Raw genomic sequence first — 22,350 nt, forward strand, 5'->3', positions numbered from 1 at the left:
GGTCGATCGACGGCGCGACGCGTCGCATTTAAAGGGGGCAACCATGAAAATTGCTGGCCTGGATCACATCGTTCTCTGTGTTGCGCGCGTGGACCGAACGATTGAGTTCTACCAGCGCCTACTAGGGATGGAGGCGCGGGAAGAGCGGCCCGGCAAGTGGTCGCTACATTTCGGATCGAATAAGATCAGTCTGCAAGAAGCTGGCTCAGCCCCCGACATTGCGCGCGCAACCGTACCAGGCAGCGGAAACTTTTGCGTATTGACGCCCGATCCCGTCGCGAGATTTGCGGAGGAACTCCGATCGCAGGGGATCGAGATTGTCGCCGGCCCCGGCGAGCGCGACGGAGCCACAGGCAAGCTTCTATCGGTCTACTTCCGAGACCCGGATGGCAACCTGGTCGAGGTGAGCAACCCATTGCCGGGCTCCGCCGTGGAAACTTCAAGCGATATGTTTCGGCCGCCTTCACGGTAAGCTCGCCTGACCGATGTCGGAATGGCTGGCTCAGATCAGAAACGCTCGGCTCTCGAGTGTTCTAAGTCGCAACGCCGTTGCAGGCGGTGTTTCGGGGCCAGTTGCCTCCTCTGAGCCGGCGAATTTCCATGGCGGATTTCGGTTTGATTGCCAAGGCTCCGCCGCTCCACGGTGCGGCCACTTGGCCGGAGGGGATCCAAGGGAGAGTTGGACCGGTCATTCGGTCCCGCTCGGTCGAGGCGCTTATCTCGCCTGCACGTTGAGGCGTTGCGACTGGGCGCGCTCTGCTTTCTCCAAACAGCCTCTCAAGTCATTGGCTTCGGCAAGGGCGGGGCGATCCCGCAAGAAGGCTTGTCGCGCCCATTTATAGCCGCTTCACCGAAGGTCACGGCACGGTCGACCTTGTGACGGCGCGTGAACTTCTGGCGGCGCTGGAATCACCTCTAGCGTCTTGATGCGTCGAGCGCGACGACCTTGGGTCCCGGTCACCGCCGGGGCCAACTCCTTCAGCAAGCGTTCAGCCGACTGGAGATCCGGGGTCCCGAAGCCCTCGGTGAACGAGCGATGCGCCGAGTCGAGAACGCGATAGGCATCCTCACGATCGCCTTGAATTGCGCGAAGGCGTGCGAGCGTCGTGGCTGTTCGCAGTTCCAAGCTCAGCGCTCGCTGGCGGCGGGCGCATTCGAGCGAGCGCATCAGTGCTTCTTCCACGCGCGCCGGATCGGAGTCAGGCAGCCGCATCAAGGCTTCGGCCCGCAACCGCAGCAATTCCGCAAGTTCTGTACCCTCGGGGCCGCCTTCGGTTTCGGCGATGGCGTCGTTGACGACCGCAAGAGCGTCGCCGGGCTGTCCCTGCCCGATAAGGCCACCTGCGAGTGCGCCAGCGGCTCGCATGAAGAAGAGAAGCTGTCGCTGGTCCCGCATGCTCCGCAAGGCAGCGCGGAGCATGGCGATGCCACGCTCCGCCTCTCCTATGTTCAATAGCAGTTCGCCTTCCAGGGCCTGGCCAGTCGAATGGAACGAAGACAATGAGGGCCAGTTGGTGTGCTGCGTCAACTGGGCAAACGAGCGCTGCGCCGTTGTCCAATCACCGCACCAGAGGAACACCGAGGTGGTGTAGAGCAGCGAGAAGCACGCGTCCAGCGGCCGCCCGAAAGTCTCGGCTTCGCTGATCGCCTCTCGCGCAACTTCCATTGCACGGTCTGGGCATCCGCTGAGCCACAGCACGCGGGAGAAAGTCACCAGTGCTCGCACGCGGTAATCGAGCCCGAAAAGCTGCAGCTTGCGTGGGCCGGTTCGTCCGAAACCGTCCTGGAAGTACTGTCGCGCCGCCCGTTGATCGCCCATGAAATGCGCCGATGACCCGCGCAACCAGTCCGACATGACCTTGTACGAAGCGTCTTCCGATGTGCGAGCGAGCCCATTCAGCGCCTCGGCGACTTCCCGGGTGGCGGCGAAATCTCCCATGCGCAGCAGATAGATGTGCATTCCCACCATCCAACGCAGCTTGGGCGCGGGGTGTCCAAGATGGTTCGCGATCTCAAGGCCGCGGGTGATGGCCCGGCCCAGGTCACTTCCATTGGAGCGCGTCCACATCGACGCAATCGCGAGCGTCTCCTGCAAGACCATCTCCTTGGCGGTCAAGCGGTCCGAATCGTGCAGCATCGACAGGGCCGCTGTGCTCCACCGGAGCGCTTCATTGAACAGAAGGAGTTGCATCAGGACCGGCGCCGCTGCCGCCGCGAGGTCGACGCCCAATGATGTGTGGCGCGGGGTATCCGCCGGCCCGCCGAAGCACCAGGCAAGCGCCGCACGTACGTTACCCAGGTGCTCGACGAGCTCAAGGGCTTGATCGTCGCGGTGTGGGTCGATGCCGCCACCGGCCGCGGCATCGAAGAGCCGCGTGAAATAAGCCGCATGACGCTCGGCTGTAGCGTCCAACTCACCACTTTCGTCGAGCTTCTCAGATGCGTAGGCTCGAGTGGTCTCCATGAGCCGGTAGCGCACCATGCGGTCGCTGCCCGTGGCCGCCGACACCACCGACTTCGCCACGAGCTCGCCAACATCGATGACCACCCTATCGTTGTCGAAGTCACCTGCAGACGCGACCGCCTGTGCGGCCTCCAGCGTGAAGGTGCCTACGAAGATAGCCAGTCGTCGCAAGACCTCCCGCTCGCTGCCGGAAAGAAGATCGTGGCTCCAGTCGAGCGTGGCATGCAGCGTCTGGTGGCGCTGCGGTGCAGTGCGCTTTCCGGGCCATTCGAGGCCGAAGCGGCTGTTGAGCAGGGCATCGATGCCGTTGATGCCGTAGGCCCCGACACGGCCCGCCGCGAATTCGATTGCAAGTGCGATGCCGTCGAGCCGACCACAAATGCTCGCCACGATGGGTGCGTCCGCATCACTCAGCTCGAATCGAGATCCGGTGGCTGCTACGCACTCGATGAAGAGCTTGACGGCCGGAAAGGCCTGGGCCGCGGAAGCGTCGAGGCGGGCGTCGGGCGACGGGTACTCGAGAGGGGGCAGCAGATAGGTGCACTCGCCGTCAACCCGCAAGGCCTCTCGGCTGGTCGCGAGGATATGCACCTCAGGCGCTACCCGGAAGATCCCCTCGGACAACACTGCCGCCGCGTCGATCACGTGCTCGCAATTGTCGAGAACCAAGAGCGTCCGCGTCCGCCGCAGTGATTCACGCAACTCCGGCAGTGCGTCCTCGGCTCCGATGGTGAGTCCGAGCGTCGAAGCGACTGTGGATGCGACATGCGCGGGATTCGTCAAGGTGCCCAGATCCACGAAGCACACCGCGTCGGCGAATGATTCGCGCACAGCGTGCGCGACGGCCACAGCGACCGTTGTCTTGCCCATCCCCCCGGGGCCGACGATCGTGACGAATCGATGCGCAATCAGGTCGCGAGCGATGGCGCAAGTCGCCTCGTCGCGCCCGACCATTCGCGCGAGCAGCGGTGGCAGCGCACGCATCCCGAAGGCAGCACCCTCGCGGGCGCCGGCGCGAATTGACAAGGGCGCGGGTTCGGATGGCGTTGAGCGAAATATCGGTGCCACGAAGCAATAGCCCTGGCCCGCCACGTTCGCGATGTACCGAGCGCCGCCTTCGCCGTCGCCCAGTGCCTTGCGCAGGCCGGCGATGTGCGTGCGCAGGCTGCCTGGTCCCACCTCCAGGTTGCGCCACACGCGCGCAACCAGCTCTCTGTGGCCGACGATCTCGCTGCCGTGCTCGACAAGGACGATGAGGATGTCGAGCGCACGGCTGCTGAGCGGGAACGGGGCACCGTCCTTCTCGACGCGACGCGCGGCGGGATCGAGGCGGAACGGCCCGAACGAGACGCTCGCGGCGCGAGACGCAGCAGCATCCGACGACGCGGATTGGTGTGCTCTTCCGTCCGGGGGAGCAGGCGACGTGGCGATGGAAGTCACCGACTCAGGAATGAAGAAACGCGACCGAGCGGGGCACGTGGGCGTCCGGGGCTCGAGGGCGGGCATGGGGGTTGCAGGGAGTTTGGCACTGAGTCGGGCTTGTAAGGGTCGATCGGCGAATGTAGATACGCTACGATTTGGAACGTAGTGAAAGTCCACGCAAGGACCGAACAGTAGTGCGCCGGTCGTTGCGGGGAAATAGCAACTTTCTATGAGTTCGTCACGCAGGAGGCAGGATGACGGAGCGAGAGAGCACAGTTCTGCGAGTCCATCGTGGCAACGTCATGCGCAAGATGCAGGCGGAATCCTTCGCCGATCTGGTGCGAATGTCGATCAAGCTGGGCATTGCGCACTCTGCGGATGCCGAGCCGCGCATCCCGTGAATACCAAAGCGCGCGCCACCGTTGCCGTGGTCGACGACGACCTGGTAGTGCTGGAGGCTGTTTCGGATCTGCTTGAATCCGCGGGCTACGTTGCGCTCACTTTTTCCTCGGCGAACGCCTTGCTCCGCGGCGGAGCCCTGCAGGCTATCGACTGCCTTATCTCGGATATCTGCATGCCTGGCCTGGACGGGTGGGAGGTGATTTCGCTGGCCCACCAGCAGAGGCCGCAGTTGCCCATCATCCTGTTCACGGCGGACGATCAGGCGGCGCGCATGACCCGCAGCATGCCCTTGGCTCGGGACGTGCATGCCCTGTTCCGGAAGCCTTTCGACGCACAGGCACTTCTCTCTGCGATTGCGGATGCCTTGGAGCCCCGGAGGTGACGGCGCCGGAACTACGCCCCGAAGCCAGCATGTTGTGGCGGGACGCCGAACGCACCGTGTTCCGGAGCACACGTCAGCCATCGGGCGAGCCTGCGCAGCCCATCCTTGTCGTGGTGGCCGGGCTCGGGTCCGTGCGCCAGAAGAGCGCTGAAAGACTCCTTCACGAGTTCCAACTGGCGGACCTGCTCGACGCTGCCTGGGCGGTGTTGCCGCTCGAGTATGTGCATTCGGACTCGGCGCTCCTTCTCCAGGATCCCGGGGGGGACTTGCTGGCCCACAGGGTAGGCACCGAACTGTCGATCGCCGAAGTTCTACGAATCGGCGTCGAACTGTCCCGCGCCGTTGCGCACATGCATGACAACGGCGTGCTTCACAAAGACATCAAGCCCAGCAACATCTTTGTGCTGCCCTCGAATGAGGGCGTGCGCTTGACGGGTTTCGGCATCGCAGCCCGGGTCGCCAGGGAACGCACCGCGCCCGCATCGCCTGAAGTCATCGCCGGCACCTTCGCCTACATGTCGCCTGAGCATACGGGGCGCGGCAACCGCAGCGTCGATGCGCGCGGCGATCTGTATTCGCTCGGCGTCACGCTTTACGAGCTGCTGACGGGATCGTTGCCGTTCCGGGCCGTTGAGCCGGCGGAATGGATTCATTGCCACCTGGCTCGGCACCCGGCCCCGCCGAGTGACAGGCGAGCCGGCGTGCCTTCGCAGCTGAGTGCGATCATCTTGAAGCTCCTGAACAAGGCAGTCGAGGACCGGTACCAGACCGCAGCAGGTCTTTACCGCGACCTCGTGGAATGCCTCAGTCAATGGGACGCTGTTGAGAGCATCTGGTACTTCCCGCTTGGATTGCACGATCATCCCAGCGAACTGCGCTTCGGACAGGAGCTGTATGGACGTGACGCGGAGCTCGACGTCCTGAAAATGGCCTACCAACGTGTGGTTGCCTCTGGAATGCGCGAGGTGGTGCTGGTGTCTGGGTACTCGGGCGTTGGCAAGTCCTCGCTCGTGAACGACCTGCACAAGGTCGTTGCAGCGGACCAGGGGCGGTTTGCTGCCGGGAAGTTCGATCAGTACAAGCACGGAATCCCCTACGCAACGTTCGCGCAAGCGTTCAAAAGCCTGGTTCGAGAACTGTTGGGCAAGCGCGAAGAAGAGCTGGAGCAATGGCGCACTCGGTTGCGCGACGCTTTGGGCGCACACGGCCAGCTGATCGTCAATCTGGTCCCTGAACTCGAGCTGCTGATCGGCGAGCAGATTCAGGTACCGGAACTCTCAGGGGGCGAGGCGCGAGTGCGCTTTCTGCTCGTCGTCAGGCAGTTCCTGAGCGTATTTGCGTCTGCCGAACGACCTTTGGTCCTGTTCCTCGACGATTTGCAGTGGCTCGATGCGGCCACTCTGAATGCATTCGAGTCGCTCGCGACTCATCCCGACGCCCGCAATCTGCTGCTGGTTGGCACCTACCGCTCCAATGAGGTCGATGCCGACCATACGCTTCAACGCAGCATCGATGCCATTCGCAATTCCGGAGCTCCTTTACATGAAGTGGTGCTAAGCGGAATACGCCCTGAGGAAGTGGCGCAGATGATCGCTGAGCCGCTGAGATGCAGCTATGCCGATGTCTCGGCCCTCGCAGCGTGCGTGCACGAGAAGACAGGAGGCAATCCGCTTTTCGCCCAGCAGTTCGTGGCGACGCTGGCCGACGACGGCTCGCTGAGCTACGACACGTCGCAGTCCCGTTGGCGCTGGGACTTGCAGCGCATCCGTGAGCAGCGGGCCACCGAGAACATCGCGGAGCTCATGATCGAGCGCGTGCGGCGGTTGCCCTACGATGCGCTGTCAGCCATGCACATGCTGGCTTGCATAGGGTGCGATATCGAGAAGGAGTTTCTTGGCCTGGTGTTGGAGGAGCCCTTGGCTGCCACTCATGAACGGCTTCAGGAGGCACTGAGGCTGGGACTTGTCGTGGACCGGCAGAGCGCCTACTCCTTCGCGCACGACCGGGTCCACGAGGCCGCGTATGGCATGGTGCCGGAGTCTGATCGCGCACAGCTTCACCTTCGCATCGGTACGTCCCTCTTGCGAGTCACGCACGACGAAGACCTCGATGACCACATCTTCGAAATCGCCAGCCACTTCAACAAGGCCGGACGCCCGACGCTGAATCCAGACCAGCGGGCAGCGACGGCAAGGTTGAACCTTCGTGCGGGCCGAAGGGCCCGGGCCTCGTCGGCATACATCGAAGCATGCCGCTACCTGGATCTGGGACGTACGCAGATCGGTGAATCGGCGTGGAGGGAGAGCCCTGAACTGGCGTTTGAGCTCGCCCTGGAGCATGCAGAATGCTGTTTCCTCGGGGGCAAGCTGGCAGAAACGAGCGGCATGGTGAAGTACCTGCTGTCCCGCGCGTCTCGACCGATCGACGTCGCAGCGTCCTATCGCCTGAAGGTCGAGCTCCACGTCGTGAGCACGGAGTACGAAGAGGCCGTGCAGAGCGGTCTCATTGCACTACGCCAATTGGGCATCGACATACCGCCGCATCCATCAGCGGACGACGTTCAGCGCGAGTACTCCAGGGTCTGGGCCAGCCTGAACGGTCGGCCCATCGATGTGATCGCCGACCTTCCCACGATGATGGACCCGGCAAGACAGGCTTCCATGCGGCTACTGGCAGAGCTTTGGCCGCCGTCCTATTTCACCGACTTCAACCTGGTGGTGATGATCATCTGCAAGATGGTCAACGTGAGCCTGCTCCATGGCTCGACTCGCCTTTCCAATCAAGGCTTCGCGCTGCTGGGCTGGCTGATGGGGCATGTGTTCGGTCGGTTCGAGGATGGATATCGCCTGTGTCGGCTCGCCTATGAGCTCGCAGCCAAGCGCGACTCCGTACTCGACCACGGCAGGACCTGTATGACGATGGCGTTGACGTCCGCCTGGACGCAACCGCTGGACGTCTCCCTCGGTGAGTTCCGGCGTGCAATCCGATTGGCCGCTGAAGCTGGTGATCTCTATTTCTCCTGCTATTGCGGAATGCTGGCCAGCTCACAGCTGCTCATGCGGGGGCGAGGTCTCGCCGAAGGGCAGGAGGAATGTCGAAGGTACCTGAAGTCGGCCGATGACACGGGCTTTCGCGATGGATCGGCGGTCATCGCAACGGTCGAGAGAACCTTCGCGTGCCTGCTCGGCGAGACAAGAAGCCTCGCAGACTTCACTGATGACAAATTCGACGGCGCAGCTTTCGAAGCGAGTCTCACGACCTCGCGCATGAGTGTTCTGATCCAGTGGTACTGGACGCGAAAGACGATGCTGTATTTTCTGGCCGGGGAGTTCGATGAGGCGGTGGCCGCATCCAGACGCGTGGATACCGGCCCGTTCACGCGTTTCGTTCAGATCGAGTACCTGGAACATCACCATTTCAGCGCATTGGCGATCTGCGCGGCAATGTCTCGCGTTCCAGAGCAGCAGAGACATAGCCTGCGCGCCACGCTTGGCGGTCACTACAGCGCCATTCGTCAGTGGGCACAGGACACCCGATCTGCCACATTCTCCGACAAGCTCCTGCTCGTCGAGGCCGAAATGGCCCGTCTCGAGGGTCGTTGGCACGACGCTGAAATACTGTATGAGCAGAGCGCAAACGCCGCTCGCCGGAATGGCTTCATGCAGGGCGAGGCCCTGGCTTGCGAGCTTGCAAGCCGCTGCTATCTGGACAGGGGCGTGACGCGTGCCGGCTATGCTTTGCTCAGGGAAGCCATTGAAGCTTACCGGCGCTGGGGCGCGAAGGGCAAGGTTGCCCAGCTGGAGGCGGCATACCCGGAATTGCTCCGTCCCAGCCCTGAGACGTTCGCTCCCGCGACGACCGCTGCGCCGGTAGAGCAGATCGAACTCGAAAGCGTTCTCAAGGGCTCCATCTCGGCCCCGAGCGAGATCGTCGGCGATGAGCTGATCACAACACTCATGAGGACAGTCGTGAAGCACGCCGGCGCTGAACGCGGCCTCCTGCTCGCGCCCAAGGGTGACGAGCTCGAGATCGAGGCCGAAGCCTTGACGACGGGCGAGTCGCTGGAGGTCAAGCTGCGCATCGATCGCTCGTTGTCCCAGTCAATTGCGGAAACCATCGTTCGCTTTGCGATCCGATCGCGTGAGAGCGTGATCGTCGATGACGCGATGTCGGACCCCCGACTCGCCGCCGACCCGGGCGTGCGGAGGCGTCGCGTGAGGTCGGTGCTTTGCCTGCCACTTCTGAGCTCCAGCAAGCTCCAGAGCGTGCTGTACCTCGAGAACAACCTTGCCCCCGGCGTCTTCACGGCATCCCACCTCGAGGTTTTCAAGCTGCTTGCGGCGCATGCCGCCGTGTCCCTCGAGAACGCCCGCCTCTATCGGGAGCTGGCAGCCAGGGAATCACGAATCCGGCGCCTCGTCGAGTCGGACGTCATCGGAATTGTCTTCTGGGACGTCAGCGGACAACTCCTGGATGCCAACGACGCATTCCTGCAGATGCTGGGGTACACCCGCCAGGAACTCGAGAGCGGCTCATTGCGGTGGTACGACATGACGCCGCCTGAATGGCATGAGCAGGTGAATCGTGAAGTCCAGGAGCTCAACGAGACCGGTGCGCTTCGGCCTGTGGAGAAGGAGTACTTCCACAAGGACGGAACCCGCATCCCTTGTCTGCTCGGCGCCGCGACCTTCGAGGAAACGCAGACCAAGGGTGTGGCCATCGTCGTCGACCTGAGGAAACAAAAGGCGGCTGAGGCGAGGGCGGTCGAAGTCGAGCGGCGCAATCGACTTCTTCAGACGGACCTCGCCCATGCGAACCGGGTCACGACGATGGGCGAGCTCGCGGCCTGGATTTCGCACGACGTCAGGCAGCCGCTGGTCGGGGTGGTGTCGGGTGCCAACGCGGGCCTGCGCTGGCTTGCGACCGATCCGCCCAACGTTGCCGCCGCTGCGCGCTCGCTCGAGCGCATCGTGCGGGATGGGATGTATGCGGGCGAGGTGCTCGACCGCACGAGGGCGCTCTTCAAGAAGCTCCCGCCCAAGGCCGAAAACATCGACATCAATCCGATCATCGTCGAGACCCTGGCCCTGGTCAGGCCGCAGGCGGAGCGCAAGGGTGTCGAGGTTCTGACGCGGCTCGCCGACGCCGGCGCCGTGGTTTCCGCTGATCGAACGCAGATTCAACAAGTCATCCTGAACTTCCTCGTGAATGCGATCGAGGCCATGGAATCCAACGAATCACATCCTCGAGAACTGCTGATCAAGTCTTGGCGCAAGGATGGATCAATCCGCGTTGACGTCATCGACACCGGACCCGGCCTGTCCGCCGATGCGAGTCACCGGCTCTTCGAGGCCTTTTACACGACGAAGCCCGAAGGTCTTGGCATGGGGCTGCGCATCTGCAAGGCCGTTGTCGAATCGTTCAATGGGAGCATCGGAGCCGTTGCGAATGCGGATCGCGGATCGAACTTCTATTTCGAGCTTCCTGAAGCCGGCGGGTAAAGGCTCGAGTGCCCCTGCGGTGGGTGAAGCTCTTCTACGTCTACTTCGTTTCAGGAGTACTGCAGATTGTTGTGCCAGTTGCATTCATCGGCTTGCTCACCTACGTTTTCCGTGGACCTGGGCAGCTTGTATGGGTGTACCTGGCAATGTTTCTTTGCACTCTCGTGAGCATGCTCGGTGGGGTGATAGGTGCGTCCAGGACCTGCATTCGCATCTACGGGCCGTCATGGTCTTCACAAGAGCTTTGACAGGGCCGGCGCCGCTGTGGCCGGATGCGGCCAGAAGCCGACTTTCGTTCGCTACGCTTTCGTTCCCACATTCTCAGTAGGAAAGCCAGATGTTCGGTGTGTTCAAGTCGAAAGTGAGCAAGCCCTGAGGGCCTGTTCCGAGTCTCCGTCAAGGTAGGCGCGGCTCGATCGGGGATATGCCGACGGCGCTTGCTGGAAGCTATCGTGCCGGTCTACGCGACTGGTGCGAATCATGAGGACGCAGCCAGAAAGGGCGTGGCGAAGCTCATATCGCAGGACTCTGCGAATTCTTGGACATCCAGGGGCCGAACGACCAGCTTGATGCCTCGGTGGGCTAACTACGTCGCAAAGACCTAGCCGGACTTCGCATCGAATCTACCAAGCCAAGTCGAGGTCTCGGCCGGGCTCAACGGTGAGCTTGTGTTTTTCGGACCGTACGCAGGATTCGAGCTCGCCCGCCGGGCACGACCCTCTCGACAGTTTCCCGGACTAGCAATCCTGCGAGCGGTCTGGCCTGGGGTCCCAGACGCCTACAGCAGCCGTTCGGCGTCGCCGCTGAATTCTCGGCATAGCTGACGTTCGCGACGGTGCGCGTGGGCGTCAGGCATGTCGTCCTCGAATCACAGAAGATTGCTTTTAAAACTGAACCCGCGACCGACCGCAAATGACCACTTAGGCGTTACATTTGAATGTAACCAATAGTTGATTTGAGGGTCGGAGATGGATGAAGTGGAACTGTCGGTCCACCGAGGCCGGGAAAGTCGTGCGCCTGCCCGGTGTGCGTTGGCGAGTTGTGCGGCGACCTTGATACTGGCCGCGTGTGGCGGAGGCGGCGGAGGAGGCGGAGCAGCGCTTACTTCAGTGCCGTCCGGTGCCGCTAGTCAGGGCCCGGTAGGCACCCATGCCAATGGTGGGCAATCAAGCCTTGCAAGCGATTTAAATACCTCCCCGGGCAGCAGCCCCTCAGGTAATACGACGCCAAGTGAATCCGTAGGGCCTAGTTCGAATCAGGGTCCAGGAGCGTTCACTAAGTACACATTCAAGATCGGGCCGCTTATAAGCTACTTCGATCCAGACGTGGCTCGAAAGGTCTTGGCCGCTTTGGCGACGCCAGAGTTAAAGGGCTATCAATATGACCCGCTGGAAAGCCCGGTATACGTTAAGACCGATCCGACGGTGGAATACACGTACTGGCTCGGCACCAGAAGCGAGATGAACAGCATCGACAGCCAAACGGAAATAGTTTCTCTCGCATTTGACGGAACGGGACCTGTTGTGTTCAGAAGGCCTGTTGTTCCTGAGTCATACGTAAACGAGACTGCTTCGATCGACATTCAACCACCGGACCAACTTTTGAACCGGTTGAAAGTGGCCGGTCAGCAAGGTTTTTGTAAAATTATTGGAATTGACGGTCCCAATTGGCGCCTCTCAAGACGCATTGAGGCGAACCCGGCGTCCTGCGACTTCCAAGAGTGGCTTACGGATCATCCTGTGGGTGATGAGGAGGCTCTCCAGAAGATACGCGAATTTGGCGCGGCGGGCTATAAGCGCTTTATGAATAATTACTATGTTCGCGACACAACCCAGAATGCCCGCTACATATATGAAGTCGTGGACCAGCCGCCACTTGCCAATATGACTGCAGAAGAGCAAGTCGCTATTTTAAATAAAATGGGTGCAACAGGGGCGCTTTCCTATTCATCGACGTCGGACCCAAATAAGACGGTGTATCGGCGGACCTTGGATTGCACCCGTCGTTGGTTTTGTGGGTGGTAATCTCACAGAGAAGCTGAAGAAATTCTTCTTACGGTCGGCATTCACCGACGATGCCTAATTCGCTTGAGAGCCGACGTTCAGGGCGCTCGGGTGCCGGCAAGCCAAGAGAATGCTTGGAACGGGATGAGGTGCCCTGCCACTCTTTTTTGCGAACACGCCTGAGACAAAGCACAAAACTCTAAAAATGAATTCACGCTTTTTTCTTTTATTCGCACCAATGATGCTCGCCGCCTGCTCTTCGCTCGACCGCACGGATGAAATCGGCAGGCAACCATTGCAGGTCGGCATCGCCACAAAGGCAGATGTAGTCAACTCTATCGGACTTCCACGAAAAACCGAAGTTGACCAAAAGACAGGACAAGAAATCTGGTACTACACCGGAAAGCCTGTCAGTAGGCGGTATTTTATTCCAATGCCAGTTGCGGCAACAAATATTTCGCCGAGCTTGCAAATGGTTCATTTTGCGGACATCGGGCCGAAGGGAGTCCCGCAAGGCGAATCGGTTGTTTTGACCACTATTTTTGATGCGTCGGGCCTCATGATTTTTGTGAAACGTAGCGAAGACAAAAAATGAGTCGTTTTCTTATTTTTATTTTCACTGCCGTCTTGGCGGGCTGTGCAACACAGAACATTGGGAAGCCCATAGGCGGAGCGGACATAACGCCGCTAAGAACGAAAAAGATTGCAGTAAGCTACCAATTTGTTCACAAGCGGATTAACTATTCCGAAACGCTGTACCGCGTGTTTTGGCTAGAGTACGTCAACTCGACTCAAGACTTCGGCGGCATCTGGCCAGCCGACAAAGATATGAGCGAGCTTGTAGCCAAACGTCTCAGGGATCAGGGATTTCAGGCCGACAGTATCTATGTTGTTGCGCAGCCTGAGAAGATCGTCGCAGAGCAAAAAAGCTTGGCGGCGAAGGTGCTGCAGCATGAGATGGAAACGAAGGGGAAGACTGCGAAGCCAGCAGGATCCCAGGTGATTTTGCCGGAAAAATTATTCGAAGGTCCTCCCTCCGCACCGGAGTATTTCTCCCTCGCTGATGAATTGAGTGGGAAAGGTTTCGGCTACCTTGCCGAATTCACAGCGGTGGACCTGCAAGGCGCGGCGCCTGGATATGGCACGGTTGGCGTTTTTAGCTACCCCACCTTGCGTATCGTTGACCTTCGCACTAACAAGGTGGTGTGGGTACAGAATGTCCGGCATTGGGACGTTGCCCAGTTAGGCGGTGATCTTCGAAAGCTGGAAGAAGATGGCATGCGGAGGACGAAGGACGGGATGCGAGCCAGCATGTCAAAGCTTGATTTTCTCGCAATGTGGGGATTTCCCGAGGCTTCCAAGTAATTCCGGGCACCAGTAGCAAAGACCCGTGTAGCCCATTCTTGCGGTTAACGATGCGCGTGCAGCCGTCAATGACAGACCATCACGCAACAACTACGGATGGCACAAGCCGGAACTCAGCATGCCGACAACAACTAGCGTAAGGCGAACGATGGCAATAGGTCTTGCCGCACCGTTCTTGCTCGCCCCCATCGGAATGGCCAGTCGTACGGAGCCACTGGCCTTCATATTTCCCGCGTTCGTTATTCTGGCGCTTTCACTCGGCCCGATGGCGCTTCTCTATGGTGCGACTCGGCTCTATCCTCGTTCGTGGTTTTCCCTTGCCTGTTGCGCCATCGCCATCCTTTTCGCGATGCCTCTCTGCCTCCTTGCGGTCGTCAAGCACGGAGCAATGGGTGTGCAAGTGGTCCTGATGGCCGAAGCGGTCGTAGCAACGGCTGTGCTGCTGGCCGCTTTGACGTTTCGAGCCTTTGGGAATGCGGCTGGCCACTCATTGTGACCAGTCGCCGGCAACAAGCAGTCGTAGCGCGAATGACTGCTTCGGAGCAAGTCCGATGACCGCTCAGGGCCGAGGCCGTGTGCAAACGCTCAGCTTCCAGTGCGCAGAACATTACTTGAACGCGGCGAAGTGCCAGAAGCAGTTTGTCCAGTAGGCGGCGCGCAGCAAGTGCGCCGGGGTCGTTCGAATCGGTCGTCAGTGGGGCCTTATGAGGCTCACGCCGCCATCAATCTCATCGCCTTCATCGTTCTGGCTATACCCAAGATCGCGATGACTCTCTTCAGGTTGTAAGCCAGCACGTGCAGGCTCATCTCGGTGCCCACGTGCTCCAGTTTCCTCGTCAGGAAGTGCGTCCAGCCCATCCAGTACTTCAGCGTGCCGAAGACATGCTCGACGGTGCATCGTCTAAGTGTCATAGCGACGGGCTTGCGATCAAGGCGTTGCTGGACGCGCTCGAGCACCGCTTCATGCTCCCATCGCCGGATACGCCGATAAGCGCTGGGCGTGCACTGGCTTTTCAGCGGGCAGTTGGGGCAGGCGCTGGTCCAGTAGAGGCGTGCTTTCAGGCCGCTCTTCTCGATCGTGCCGAACCTGAAGATGGCTCGCTGCCCCGCTGGACACTGGTACTCGTCATCCTTGGCGATATAGATGAAGTCGCTCTTGTCGAAGCGCCCCTCGGCCTTGGCGTTGGAGGTCATCGGCTTGGGCACGTAGGTCGTGATGCCCGCGTCCTCGCAGGCCTTTAACTCCGTGCCGTTGAAGTAACCGCGGTCGGCAAGGGCTTGCAGCTTGGTCTTGCCCATCGCCTCGCCCGCAGCCTTTGCCATCTTGCTGAGTTGCGAGCGCTCATGGCCGACGTTGGTGACCTCGTGAGCCACGATCAAGTGGTGCCTTGCATCGACGGCGGTCTGAACGTTGTAGCCCACCAGGCCCGTGCTCTTGCCTGACTGAAGCATCGAACGTGCATCGGGATCCGTGAGCGAGCGCTGCTCGTCGGGCTCCTTCTTCAGCTGTTCCTTGGTGGCATCGAGCTGCTTCATCTGCTCGCGCAGCTTCTTGATCATGTCCTGCAGGCGCTCTGTCTTGGCTTCGACCTCCGCGGGTTGCGTGCGATCGGCCGTCTCCAGGGCATCAAGGTAGCGCTGGATGCTCTGCTCGATCTGCTTCTGACGACCGTCGATCTTGCCGGGGGTGAAGTTGCGGTCGCGGCTATTGACTGCCTTGAACTTGCTGCCGTCGATGGCGACGACGGCGTGCGTGAATAACTTGAGCTCGCGGCACAGGATGACGAAGCGGCGGCAGACGTTGCGAATGCCCTGGCCGTTGTCGTGGCGGAAGTCGGCAATGGTCTTGAAGTCCGGCGCCAACCGGCCAGTGAGCCACATCAGTTCGACGTTGCGCTGCGCCTCGCGCTCCAGGCGACGGCTGGACTGAATGCGGTTCAAGTAGCCGTAGATGTAGAGCTTCAGCAAGACCGCCGGGTGATATGAGGGGCGCCCAGTGGCTGCGGGTTCGATGCCTTCGAAACCCAGTGAATAGAGATCCAATTCTTCGACGAAAGCATCGACGACGCGCACGGGGTTGTCTTCGCCGATGTAGTCGTCAAGGCACTCTGGCAGCAGAGTGACCTGCTGACGGTCCTCGCCTTCGATGAATCGCTTCATGGGCCACCACCTCGTTCAGACGGGTTGGCTCAATATAGGCGACCATCAATGGAGTTTCCACACACCCTCGGCCCTGAGCGGTCAGCCGGTCCGCTCCGAAGCTGACGCTCGCAATGGGCGGGGCTCCCCCGATCGGCCCGTCAAGTTCTCAGTTGCTGGGCAGCCGATAGGCAAACTCGTAGAAGTGCGTGCCCTCTACGATATTGATCTTGAAGTCGCCCTCGATGCCTACTAGGCCGTCCGTTCCGGAATCCGGAACAACAGTCACGGACAGAGAAGGTGTGCCGCGGTTCATGGTGCCAGTGTGCTGCAGCACGAACGAGCCACTTCTTCCCGCCAATGCTCCGGTCACGTTTTCAATGGCAACGTATCCGGCCGAACCTTTCACGCTGGTCATTGCGCTCAGCATCTGCCCGTTCGTAGTCGCCACGAGATCGCCGGATATCTGCTTGTCGATAGACATGCGTCCAATATGCGATTCGGAGCTGGCATTTTCGAACGGCATGGGTTGGAGTGAAACGACGAATGTGCCTTTTGCAAATTGGGTCATGTGAGTTCGACGGATGAAGACAAAGCTGCAGGCTGGAAAGTGCCCTCTTAGGAGCTTCGGTGAAGGAATTCTAAGAGTGTCTCGAACGTCGGGTTGTGGCCGAATCGAGTCAAAGTCGCCCCGTCGGCGAGCAGCCTCCAGAAGGCCGTCAACGTCCATGATGGCTTCTTCATCCATGACCTGCTGCCAAGAAGGTATCGGGCAGCCCGGCTCTTGAACCAAAATGAACAGTTGGCCCCCCTCATATCGGCAGTCAACGAACAACCCCTCGGCGCGACAGCCGGCAACTTCGGCCTCAACATCACTCGCGCCGACGTCTTTGGCGTTCGGCCTGTCTACCCCCACATAGTGAACGAGTCTGCACGACAACGCAGACGAAGCCGAGGACCTGAACGCCGCAATCGCTTGCTGGCAACTTGCGCCCCGTTCGGTGTGGTCAAGTTCGTTTGGCACTGGCATTTATTGGCAAGAGGGGTGAACGTCCGGTCTTGGCCGGATCCTGCCTTACAGCCAGTGGGTGTGCACGCGCTTCACGAGGCGGTAAGCGGCAGACGCCTTTGCTGGTGCCCTACGCAAAGCGTTCGCAGGATGGCCCGCTGGACGCCGTTGGGGGCGGCTCCGCCGGCCTTGGTCAGGGGCACAACGACGCGACGTCGCAATCGGTACAGGACCGCGCGGCGCTAGTTTGCGCATTTATTGGCTGAAACCTGCCTTCCAAACCCAAGCGCCTCGGTGTCGTTCGGGAATTTACGAAGGCGGCCTGAATCTCGAGGAGTTCGGCGAGCCGCATGCCACCTGGCTCGCCGTTTGGGCATTTATTTGCTCGGAACACGGTTGTTCTAGGTAAATAAATGCGCGAACAACGCAATAAATGCGCAAACAAGGGAGGGCGGCGGGAAGGCCTCTCGGAGATCTAGTCGCGGGTTGCGATGGCGAGGCGTGAAGCGCGTGCACACCCACTCGACGTCGGGCAGGATGCGGCCACAACCGGACCTTCACGAACAACACGCACATGAATCAATCACCGGCCATTCAACGCAGCATCGACCTCGCGCTCGCCGAGGGAAACGAAGTCGTTCAAACCTCCGCCGGATGGGAAAAGGTCGATGAGGTGGTTCACTTTCGGCGACCGATGACTTCCAAATTCCGTGACGCGCTGCGCGGCGATACCGCGCTGCGATACTGGTCGAGCAAAGGGTCGCCGCACAACCAGCTGTCGGAAGGGTTCACCGATGGCGCCGTGCGGGTGGCGCTGTCGTTTCCGGTGTCGCCCTGAGCGTCACAGAACGGCCATGAGCGGACTGTCGCTACGACCTTCTGTTTCTTGTCCTGGCGTACGCCCCGAATTCACCCCGATGACGAGCCACATTCAAGTCAGCGTTTTGCATCAAACTCTTCATCTACACGAGGGTGAACGAGCGCGGTCCTACCGGATTGCTACCGCCGCGAATGGGGTGGGATGCGAGGCCGGTTCGTTCCGAACCCCGAGGGGGCTGCACCGAGTGCGCCTGAAAATAGGCGAGGGTTGCCCCTCCCAGACCGTCTTCGTGCGGCGCAGGCCGACCGGCGAAGTTCTTTCGGAAGAGCTTCGACAGAGATGGCCCAACCGCGACTGGATTCTGTCTCGCATCCTTTGGCTGGAGGGGCTGGAGGCCGGCATGAATCGCGGTGGTTCCGTGGATACCCTGAGACGCTACATCTACATCCACGGAACCGCCGACGAGCATCAGCTTGGCGTGCCCATCTCCCACGGATGCATTCGCATGGCGAACTCGGACGTGATTGACCTCTTCGGTCGCGTCAGCGTCGGAACCTTGGTGACGGTCGAAGACTAGACTTCATGTGTCCGACGGCTTCCGGCCAAGAACGGAAGTTCAGGGGTAGAACAATCCTCGTCCGGAACCGGTCGCTAAGCAGTCATGAGGCGTGCACCTCGTCCGTCGGCTCCGTGCCCAATGCCGACATCTGCGTGAGCTTGTCGATTTGGAGCAAACGGCCACTTGCGGGCGTTCATTCCGATGCCCTGAAAGCCCGCTTTCGAGGCGAGCGGACTTTGCCCGCGAGCGAAATTCTCCTGTGGCGGGCAAAACCTGTTCCGAGTACTCTCCCGAGTCCGCCAGAGAGCGGATGGGCCAAGGGGCGGGCCGCGTCCGTCATGTGAATACGCTCCGTCGAATCAATCGAGGAGAAAGACGTGAACAATCAAGGCAAGCCGAAGGACCAGGGTTCGGACGAAGGGAGGATTCGAACGCATCTTCCGATGCGCAACACCTCGAGGCCCGGCCTCATCACGTACGACGCGCGGGACCCTGACACTAAGTTTCCACCGATCGACCAATTGCGCCCTCCCAAAGGAGCGCCCAACGTGTTGATCGTCCTCATCGATGATGCCGGCTTCGGATCGGCCAGTGCCTTCGGCGGCCCCTGCCAGACGCCCAACGCGGAGAAGCTGGCCGCGGCCGGCCTCAAGTTCAACCGCTTCCACACCACGGCACTGTGCTCGCCGACACGTCAGGCCTTGCTGACCGGCCGAAACCACCACTCTTGCGGCATGGGCGGCATCACCGAGATCGCCACGGGGGCCCCGGGCTACAGTTCGGTGCTTCCCAACTCCATGTCGCCCTTGGCACGCACACTGAAGCTCAACGGCTACTCGACCGCGCAGTTCGGCAAATGCCACGAGGTGCCGGTATGGGAGACGAGTTCGGTCGGCCCTTTCGACGCCTGGCCGACGGGCGGCGGCGGTTTCGAGTATTTCTACGGCTTCATCGGGGGCGAAGCCAACCAGTGGTATCCGAGCCTGTATGAAGGCACCAACCCGGTCGAGCCGAAGAAGACGCCCGAGGAGGGCTATCACTTGATGGAGGACATGACCGAAAAGGCCATGGCCTGGATCGGGCAGCAGAAGGCCCTCGCTCCCGACAAGCCGTTCTTCGCCTACTTTGCCCCCGGCGCCACGCACGCACCCCATCACGTACCCAAGGAGTGGGCCGACAAGTACAAGGGCAAGTTCGATCAGGGATGGGACAAGCTGCGGGAGGAAACCTTCACCCGGCAGAAAGCGCTAGGCGTGATCCCGGCCGATTGCGAACTCACCGCGCGCCACGAGGAAATTCCCGCATGGGACGATATGCCGGAAGCGCTCAAGCCGATCCTGCGCCGGCAGATGGAGGTCTACGCGGGCTTCATGGAGTTCACCGACCATCACGTGGGCCGCCTGCTCGACAGCCTGGAGAAGCTCGGCATCCTTGACGACACGCTCGTGTACTACATCGTCGGCGACAACGGGGCCTCCGCCGAGGGCACGCTGAACGGTGCCTACAACGAGATGGCCAATTTCAACGGCCTGGCTGCACTCGAAACGCCCGAGTTCCTCATGGAACGCTACGACAAGCTCGGCGGTCCGGAGTCGTACAACCACTATGCCGTGGGTTGGGCCCACGCAATGAATACCCCCTACCAATGGACCAAGCAGGTGGCCTCCCACTGGGGCGGCACACGCAACGGCACGATCATCCACTGGCCGAACGGGATCGAAGCCAAGGGCGAGATGCGTTCGCAGTTTCATCACGTGATCGACATCGCGCCGACGATTCTCGAGGCGGCGGGCCTGCCCGAGCCGGTCTCCGTCAACGGCGTGGCGCAGGATCCGCTGGAGGGTGTCAGCATGCTGTACACCTTCAAAGACGCGAGCGCAGCGGAGCGGCACGAGACCCAGTACTTCGAGATGTTCGGCAACCGCGGCATCTATCACAAGGGGTGGACCGCGGTCACCAAGCACGGGACGCCGTGGATCCTCGTGGGGCGCAAGACCGTGGCACTCGACGACGACGTCTGGGAGCTTTACGACACGACCAAGGACTGGAGCCAGGCCCGTGACCTGTCGAAGCAGATGCCCGAGAAGTTGCACGAGTTGCAGCGCCTGTGGCTGATCGAGGCCACACGTTACAAGGTGCTGCCCATCGACGATCGGGTGGTCGAAAAGATGAACCCCGATACCGCGGGCCGGCCCGTGCTGATTCGGGGCAATACCCAACTGCTTTTCGGCGGCATGGGTCGCTTGTCGGAGAACTGCGTCCTGAGCATCAAGAACAAGTCCCACTCGGTGACCGCCGAGATCGAGGTGCCGGCCGCGGGTGCTCAGGGCGTGATCATCGCGCAAGGCGCGAACATCGGTGGCTGGAGCCTCTACGCGAACAAGGGCAAGCTCAAGTACTGCTACAACGTCGCGGGCGTGAACCACTACTTCGTCGAGTCGACGGATGCGCTTCCCGCCGGCGAGCACCAGGTGCGCATGGAGTTCGCCTATGCGGGCGGGGGCCTCGGCAAGGGCGGCCAGGTGACGCTCTTCGTCGATGGCAAGAAAGTTGGCGAAGGCTCGGTGCCGATGACCCAGGCCATGGTCTTCTCCGCCGATGACGGCTGCGATGTTGGAGCGGACAGCGGTGCGCCGGTGTCACCTGACTACGGCCCCAAGGACAATGCGTTCAACGGGCGCGTCAAAGGTGTGCAGCTTGCCATTGCTGACGCTGCCGAGAGCGTCGATCATCTTGTTTCGCCCGAAGATGCCATGCGCATTGCGATGGCGCGTCAGTAGTCGCGTTGACCCCGGCCCTAAGGCCGGGACAACCAACGGCCTGGCTGTTCGAGAGGCTGCTTGTACTCGCTTTGCGGTAGTACCCGGTCGTTCAGCGTGAGACCGCAACGGGCCGAGGGTGTGTGGAAACTCCATTGATGGTCGCCTAGAGCCAACCCGTCTGAACGAGGTGGTGGCCCATGAAGCGATTCATCGAAGGCGAGGACCGTCAGCAGGTCACTCTGCTGCCAGAGTGCCTTGACGACTACATCGGCGAAGACAACCCCGTGCGCGTCGTCGATGCTTTCGTCGAAGAATTGGATCTCTATTCACTGGGTTTCGAAGGCGTCGAACCCGCAGCCACTGGGCGCCCTTCATATCACCCCTCGGTCCTTCTGAAGCTCTACATCTACGGCTACTTGAACCGCATTCAGTCCAGCCGTCGCCTGGAGCGCGAGGCGCAGCGCAACGTCGAACTGATGTGGCTCACTGGCCGGTTGGAGCCGGACTTCAAGACCATCGCCGACTTCCGCCGCGACAACGGCCAGGGCATTCGCAACGTCTGCCGCCGCTTCGTCATCCTGTGTCGAGAGCTCAAGCTGTTCACGCACGCCGTCGTGGCCATCGACGGCAGCAAGTTCAAGGCGGTCAATAGCCGCGACCGCAACTTCACCCCCGGCAAGATCGACGGTCGTCAGAAGCAGATCGAGCAGAGCATCCAGCGCTATCTCGACGCACTGGAGACCGCCGACCGCACGCAGCCCCGTGAGGTGGAAGCCAAGACCGAGCGGCTGCAGGACAAGATCAAGAAGCTGCGCGAGCAGATGAAGAAGCTCGACGAGACCAAGGAAGAGTTGAAGAAGGAGCCTGATGGGCAGCGCTCGCTCACCGATCCCGATGCGCGCTCGATGCTTCAGTCCGGCAAGACCACGGGCATCGTGGGATACAACGTCCAGACGGCCGTCGATGCGAGGCACCACCTGATCGTGGCGCACGAGGTCACGAACGTCGGTCACGACCGCGCGCAACTCAGCAAGATGGCAAAGGCTGCGCGCGAGGCGATGGGCAAGACCAAGCTGCAAGCCCTTGCGGACCGCGGGTACTTCAACGGCACGGAACTGAAGGCCTGCGAGGACGCGGGCATCAAGACCTACGTGCCCAAGCCGATGACCTCGAATGCCAAGGCCGAGGGTCGCTTCGACAAAAGCGACTTCATCTACATCGCGAAGGCTGACGAGTATCAGTGTCCTGCCGGCGAACGAGCGATCTACAGGTTCAGCACGTTAGAGAGGAACGGGCTCAAGGCGCGTCTCTACTGGACCAGCGCTTGCCCTAGATGTCCGATGAAGGATCAGTGCACGCCCGGCGACTACCGACGCATTCGACGATGGGAGCATGAGGAGGTCCTCGAGCGTGTCCAGCAACGCATGGATCGCAAGCCTGTGGCCATGACGCTGCGAAGATGCACCGTTGAGCACGTGTTCGGAACCTTCAAACACTGGATGGGTTGGACGCACTTCCTGAC

The 22,350-nt window shown here is 60.9% G+C and carries 15 protein-coding genes; 12 read left to right on the top strand and 3 right to left on the bottom strand.

Translation table 11 applies throughout. The annotated features are described in order from the left end of the window. The coding region (locus tag QTH90_RS31130) for a VOC family protein (RefSeq protein ID WP_286668459.1) at positions 1-472 on the top strand (472 nt) is incomplete at its 5' end. Positions 473-847: 375 nt separating this feature from the next. Here the strand turns inward: QTH90_RS31130 and QTH90_RS31135 are convergent. After that, positions 848-3,904, bottom strand: a complete 3,057-nt coding sequence (locus QTH90_RS31135; RefSeq protein ID WP_286668460.1) for an ATP-binding protein — start codon at positions 3,902-3,904, stop codon at positions 848-850. A 236-nt stretch (positions 3,905-4,140) separates the two neighbouring features. On the opposite strand from QTH90_RS31135, the gene QTH90_RS31140 reads away from it, so the two are divergent. The 7 genes from QTH90_RS31140 to QTH90_RS31170 all read left to right on the top strand — a co-directional run bounded on the left by QTH90_RS31140 (position 4,141) and on the right by QTH90_RS31170 (position 14,035). Continuing rightward, on the top strand, positions 4,141-4,287 hold the full coding sequence (locus QTH90_RS31140) for a hypothetical protein (protein ID WP_286668461.1): 147 nt from the start codon (positions 4,141-4,143) through the stop codon (positions 4,285-4,287). Further along, positions 4,284-4,670 (top strand): response regulator, encoded by a 387-nt coding sequence (locus QTH90_RS31145; protein ID WP_286668462.1) that lies wholly within the window; start codon positions 4,284-4,286, stop codon positions 4,668-4,670. The genes QTH90_RS31140 and QTH90_RS31145 overlap by 4 nt, the downstream gene beginning before the upstream one ends. Next, positions 4,667-10,171: a trifunctional serine/threonine-protein kinase/ATP-binding protein/sensor histidine kinase gene (locus QTH90_RS31150; RefSeq protein WP_286668463.1), complete on the top strand. Its 5,505-nt coding sequence runs from the start codon at positions 4,667-4,669 to the stop codon at positions 10,169-10,171. Before QTH90_RS31145 ends, QTH90_RS31150 begins: the two co-directional genes overlap by 4 nt. A gap of 1,325 nt (positions 10,172-11,496) precedes the next feature. Beyond that, positions 11,497-12,195 (top strand): hypothetical protein, encoded by a 699-nt coding sequence (locus QTH90_RS31155; protein ID WP_286668464.1) that lies wholly within the window; start codon positions 11,497-11,499, stop codon positions 12,193-12,195. Positions 12,196-12,379: 184 nt separating this feature from the next. Continuing rightward, positions 12,380-12,769 (top strand): hypothetical protein, encoded by a 390-nt coding sequence (locus tag QTH90_RS31160; protein ID WP_286668465.1) that lies wholly within the window; start codon positions 12,380-12,382, stop codon positions 12,767-12,769. Beyond that, positions 12,766-13,539, top strand: coding sequence for a hypothetical protein (locus QTH90_RS31165; RefSeq protein ID WP_286668466.1), 774 nt, complete (start codon positions 12,766-12,768; stop codon positions 13,537-13,539). The genes QTH90_RS31160 and QTH90_RS31165 overlap by 4 nt, the downstream gene beginning before the upstream one ends. 148 nt (positions 13,540-13,687) lie before the next feature. After that, on the top strand, positions 13,688-14,035 hold the full coding sequence (locus QTH90_RS31170; protein WP_286668467.1) for a hypothetical protein: 348 nt from the start codon (positions 13,688-13,690) through the stop codon (positions 14,033-14,035). A 215-nt stretch (positions 14,036-14,250) separates the two neighbouring features. On the opposite strand, the gene QTH90_RS31175 is transcribed toward QTH90_RS31170, so the two are convergent. Both QTH90_RS31175 and QTH90_RS31180 read right to left on the bottom strand, forming a co-directional pair. Then, positions 14,251-15,699 (bottom strand): IS1182 family transposase, encoded by a 1,449-nt coding sequence (locus tag QTH90_RS31175; protein WP_286668468.1) that lies wholly within the window; start codon positions 15,697-15,699, stop codon positions 14,251-14,253. A gap of 148 nt (positions 15,700-15,847) precedes the next feature. Further along, entirely contained in the window at positions 15,848-16,249 is a 402-nt protein-coding gene (locus QTH90_RS31180; protein ID WP_286668469.1) for a DUF3224 domain-containing protein, read from the bottom strand. A 1,012-nt stretch (positions 16,250-17,261) separates the two neighbouring features. Here QTH90_RS31180 and QTH90_RS31185 point away from each other — a divergent pair. The 4 genes from QTH90_RS31185 to QTH90_RS31200 form a co-directional block, all read left to right on the top strand. Next, positions 17,262-17,525 (top strand): hypothetical protein, encoded by a 264-nt coding sequence (locus QTH90_RS31185; RefSeq protein WP_286668470.1) that lies wholly within the window; start codon positions 17,262-17,264, stop codon positions 17,523-17,525. 79 nt (positions 17,526-17,604) lie between these two features. Further along, the gene (locus tag QTH90_RS31190; RefSeq protein WP_286668471.1) at positions 17,605-18,084 is read left to right on the top strand and encodes a L,D-transpeptidase; all 480 of its coding nucleotides are present in this window, start codon (positions 17,605-17,607) and stop codon (positions 18,082-18,084) included. Positions 18,085-18,614: 530 nt separating this feature from the next. Beyond that, positions 18,615-20,846, top strand: coding sequence for an arylsulfatase (locus QTH90_RS31195; RefSeq protein WP_286668472.1), 2,232 nt, complete (start codon positions 18,615-18,617; stop codon positions 20,844-20,846). A gap of 179 nt (positions 20,847-21,025) precedes the next feature. After that, positions 21,026-22,350 (top strand): IS1182 family transposase (locus tag QTH90_RS31200; protein ID WP_286668473.1); only part of this gene is annotated, 1,325 nt, incomplete at its 3' end.

It is taken from the genome of Variovorax flavidus (genome assembly GCF_030317145.1).
Lineage (GTDB): Bacteria > Pseudomonadota > Gammaproteobacteria > Burkholderiales > Burkholderiaceae_C > Variovorax > Variovorax flavidus.